This is a genomic window from Azorhizobium doebereinerae UFLA1-100 (genome assembly GCF_000473085.1).
GTDB classification, from domain to species: Bacteria; Pseudomonadota; Alphaproteobacteria; order Rhizobiales; family Xanthobacteraceae; genus Azorhizobium; species Azorhizobium doebereinerae.
Genome location: NZ_AXBA01000079.1, coordinates 1 through 3,947 on the forward strand (window position 1 = coordinate 1; position 3,947 = coordinate 3,947).

Below are 3,947 nucleotides of genomic sequence, written 5' to 3' on the forward strand. Positions count from 1 at the left end.
AAGCCGCGCTGGGTGTTCTGGCCGTCCTGGCTCCAGCTGTAGCGGATGTCGGGAATGGCCTTCAGGTCGGCGCTGATGCGGGTCTCGAACGCCTTCTGGCTGGTGGTGCGCTCGGACCTCGGCTTCAGATTGACGATGATCTGCGCCTTGCGCACCTCGCCGGCCAGCATGGACAGGCCGCCCTGGCCGCCGCCGCCGGCGGTGGCGTAGACGCTGGCCACTTCCGGCTGGCTGAGCATTATCTTGGTGATGCGGTCGGAAACCTGCTGCGTCTCCTCGATGGTGGAGCCCGGCGGCAGTTCCAGCGACATCAGCGAGCGCGAGATGTCGTTCACCGGCAGGAAGCCGGACGACAGCAGGGTGGACAGGAAGATGGTGCCGGCGAACACGCCGAAGCCCATCAGGATGGTCAGGAAGCGATGCCGCACCGACCAGCCGAGCAGGGTGATGTAGTGGCGCATGACGAAGCCGTCATGGGTCTCGCGATGGCCGGTGTCGCGCAGGAAATAGGCGGCGAGCAGCGGCGTGATGAGCCGCGCCACGGCCAGCGAGAACAGCACGGCGATCGCCACGGTGATGCCGAACTGCTTGAAATACTGCCCGGCGATGCCGCCCATGAAGGACACCGGCGCGAATACGGCGGCGATGGTCAGCGTGGTCGCCACCACCGCGAGGCCGATCTCGTCCGCCGCCTCGATGGCCGCGCGATAGGGCGACTTGCCCTGCCGCATGTGGCGCACGATGTTCTCGATCTCGACGATGGCATCGTCCACCAGGATGCCGGTGACCAGCGTGATGGCGAGCAGGCTCACCCCATTCAGCGAGAAGCCGAGCGCGTCCATGATCCAGAAGGTGGGCAGGATCGACAGCGGGATGGCGAGCGTGGTGATCAGCGTCGCCCGCCAGTCGCGCAGGAACAGGAACACCACGACGACGGCCAGCAGCGCGCCCTCGATCAGCGTGTCCATGGCCGACTGGTAGTCCGACTTGGTGTAGCGCACCGTGGTGTCGATCTCGGTGATCTGCACGCCGGGATGGGCGGCGAGCAGCGCCTTGATCTGCCGTCCGGCGCGATCATAGACCACCGCGTCGGAGAAGCCCTTGGCGCGGTAGACGCCGAACGCCACCACCGGCCTGCCGTCCAGGCGCGCGAACACGCGCTGCTCGGCGGCGCCGTCGGTCACCGTGCCGAGGTCCTTCAGCCGCACGTAGCGGCCGTTGGACAGCACGATGCGGGTGTCGCCCAGCGCCTCCACCGTGGCGGCGCCGGCCAGCGTGCGGATGCTCTGCTCCTGGGTGCCGAGCCGGCCGCGGCCGCCGGAGAGGTCCACATTGGTGGCCTTGAGCTGGTGGCTGACCTCGGCGGCGGTGATGCCCAGCGCCATCAGCCGCTCGGGATCGAGCGACACGCGGATCTCCCGGTCGACGCCGCCCTGGCGCTTGACCTGCGCCACGCCGCGCACGCCCTGGAGGGCGCGGGCGATGGTGTCGTCCACGAACCAGGAGATCTCCTCGGTGGTCATGGTGGGCGCCGACACCGCGTAGGTGACGATGGGCAGCCCCTCGATGTCCACGCGCTGGATCTGCGGCTCATTGATGCTCTGCGGCAGTTCCGAGCGGATCTTGGTCACCGCGTCGCGGGTGTCGTTCACCGCGCGGTCCACCAGGGTTTCCAGGTGGAATTCGATGGTGGTGACGGAGGTGCCGTCGGAGATGGAGGAGGTGATGTGCTTCACCCCCGCCACGCCCGAGATGGCATTCTCCACCTTCTTGGTGACCTGGGTCTCCAATTCGCTCGGCGCCGCGCCGGTCTGGGTGATGGTCACCATGACGATGGGCACGTCGATGTTCGGCATCTGCGTCACCGGCAGCGAGCGGAAATGCACGATGCCGAGCGCGGTGAGCACCACGAACAGGACGAGGGAGGGAATGGGCTTGCGGATCGCCCAGGCGGAGACGTTGAGGGCCATCAGCGGGCCTCGCTCACGGTCTTGGCGGTCTCCACCGGCGTCACCCGGTCGCCGTCGCGCAGGAAGCCGGCGGCGCGGGCGACCACGAGGTCGTCGGCACCGACGCCGCTCAGCAGTTCCACGCTCCCCTCCGCCTTGAGCCCGGTCTTGACCCGCCGCTCGGCGATGACGCCGTCCTTGACCACCAGCACATAGGCGCCCTCGCCGTCGAACATCACCGCCGCCTGTGGCACGGAGAGGCCGCGGCGGTGGTCCAGCAGGATGAGGCCGCGGGCGAAGGAGCCGGGCCTGAGCGCCGGGTCGAACGGCAGGGCGATCTTGGCGCGGCCGAGCCGGCTCGCCTTGTCCACCTCGGCGGAGATCAGCCGTACGTTGCCGTCCACCGGCTTGGCGAAGCCGGCGGGCGTCACGGCGACGCTCTGGCCGACCGCGACGCGGGGCAAGGCGACCTCCGGGATTTCGGCATCGAGATCGATGGCACCGTCGCGAGCGATGCGGAACAGCGGCTCGGTGCGGGCCGAAAGCGCGATGGCGCCGATGCGGGCGTCGCGGGCGAGGATGATGCCGGCGTCGGGGGCGCGCACCTCGGTGCGCTCCAGCTTCAGCTCCAGCTCGGCCCGCTGGGCCTGGACCAGGACGGCGTCGGCTTCCGCCGCGTGCAGGCTCTCGCGGGCGGCGGCCACCTGGGCGGCGGTGACCTTCACGGCGCGTTCGCGCTCATCCAGGGTCTCCTGCGTGGCGGTGCCGGTCTTGCGCAGCTGGCGGGTGCGCTCCACCGCCGAATTGGCCTCGACCTCCTGCGCCAGTGCCTGGTCGAGCGAGGCCTTCTGCTGGGCGATGGCGGCCTTGGCCTTGGCGGCGTTGGCGGTGTTCTGGGCCAGCTGGGTCTCCAGCACGTCGCGGGACAGGCGGGCCAGCACCTGGCCCTTGGTGACCTTGTCGCCCACCTCGGCGAGGATCTCGGTGACGCGATAGCCCTCGATTTCCGGGCCGACCTGGAGTTCCTCGCGCGGCAGCAGCGAGCCGGTGACGAGCAGCGTCTCGGCCAGTTCCTGGTCGTGCGGGCGCACCACGCTCACCGTCAGTCCCTTCGCCTCGGGCGCGGCGGCCCGGGCGGGGACGACGAGGCCGAGGCCCGCCGCAAGGGCGAGCGCGAGCGCAGCCGATATCAGGCGCGGGGAGGGGGACGCGGACGCCGGGCGGCGGAGCATGGAAGCCTCTTCGATGAAAATGCGGTGCAGCGGGGAAACCGTCCCGCTCCGGACAAGGTGACGCTGAGAAAGGGGCGAGCCGGTGGCCATGGCGCCTATTCCGGCCGGCCGGGGGCGATCATGCGCGTGATCAGCTTGCCGATGGCCGGCAGGCGGTCGCGGATCGCCCAATGAGGATGCATCTGGTGGTGCAGGATGAGGCCGTCGCCGATGGCGGTGAACAGAACCTGCAAATCGTCCAGGCCGATGCCGGGGTCGATCTCGCCGGCATCCTGCGCGCGCTTCAGCAGGTCCAGCAGCATCAGCCGGGTCTCCTCCTCGAACGGTTCGAGCACCTCGCGCAGCTTCGGATTGCGGGCGGCCTCGGCCAGAATCTCGGAGCCCAGCTCGATACAGGCCGACGGCCGCTCTCCGAGCATCTCCACCATGCAGGCGATCAGGCTGTCCACCAGGTCGGGGCCGGAGACGAGGCTGTCGAACATGCGCGCGCGCTCGGCGCGCTCGCCCTCGACGATGGCCGCGATGATGGCTTCCTTCGAGGGAAAATAGCGGTAGAGCGCGCCGGGGCTCATGCCCGCTTCGGCACAGACCTTCTGCATCGAGGTGCCGTGGAAGCCGTCGCGCGCGAAGCAGGCGGCGGCGGCGGCCAGAATGCGCTGGCGCTGCTCGGCGCGATGATCCTGCTGGGTATGGGGCTCGGCAAGCGACACGCGCGCGATGGCTCCGTCGAGTGAGAATGAACGTTCGCTCTCGTATGGCGGCGGGG

At 69.6% G+C, this 3,947-nt stretch carries 3 protein-coding genes; all 3 read right to left on the reverse strand.

Translation table 11 applies throughout. The features are described 5' to 3' along the window. A partial coding sequence (locus tag YU1_RS0125425; RefSeq protein ID WP_029006448.1) for an efflux RND transporter permease subunit occupies positions 1–1,970 on the reverse strand: 1,970 nt, incomplete at its 3' end. Then, a complete protein-coding gene (locus tag YU1_RS0125430) occupies positions 1,970–3,181 on the reverse strand; it encodes an efflux RND transporter periplasmic adaptor subunit (protein ID WP_051357360.1) in 1,212 nt (403 codons plus the stop codon). The genes YU1_RS0125425 and YU1_RS0125430, both read right to left, overlap by 1 nt. A 95-nt stretch (positions 3,182–3,276) precedes the next feature. Then, positions 3,277–3,947 (reverse strand): TetR/AcrR family transcriptional regulator (locus YU1_RS31275; RefSeq protein ID WP_156922478.1); only part of this gene is annotated, 671 nt, incomplete at its 5' end.

Excerpts from the sequence above, each read along its gene's own strand:
- YU1_RS0125430 (WP_051357360.1), bottom strand. The coding sequence starts at position 3,181 with ATGCTCCGCCGCCCGGCGTCCGCGTCCCCCTCCCCGCGCCTGATATCG.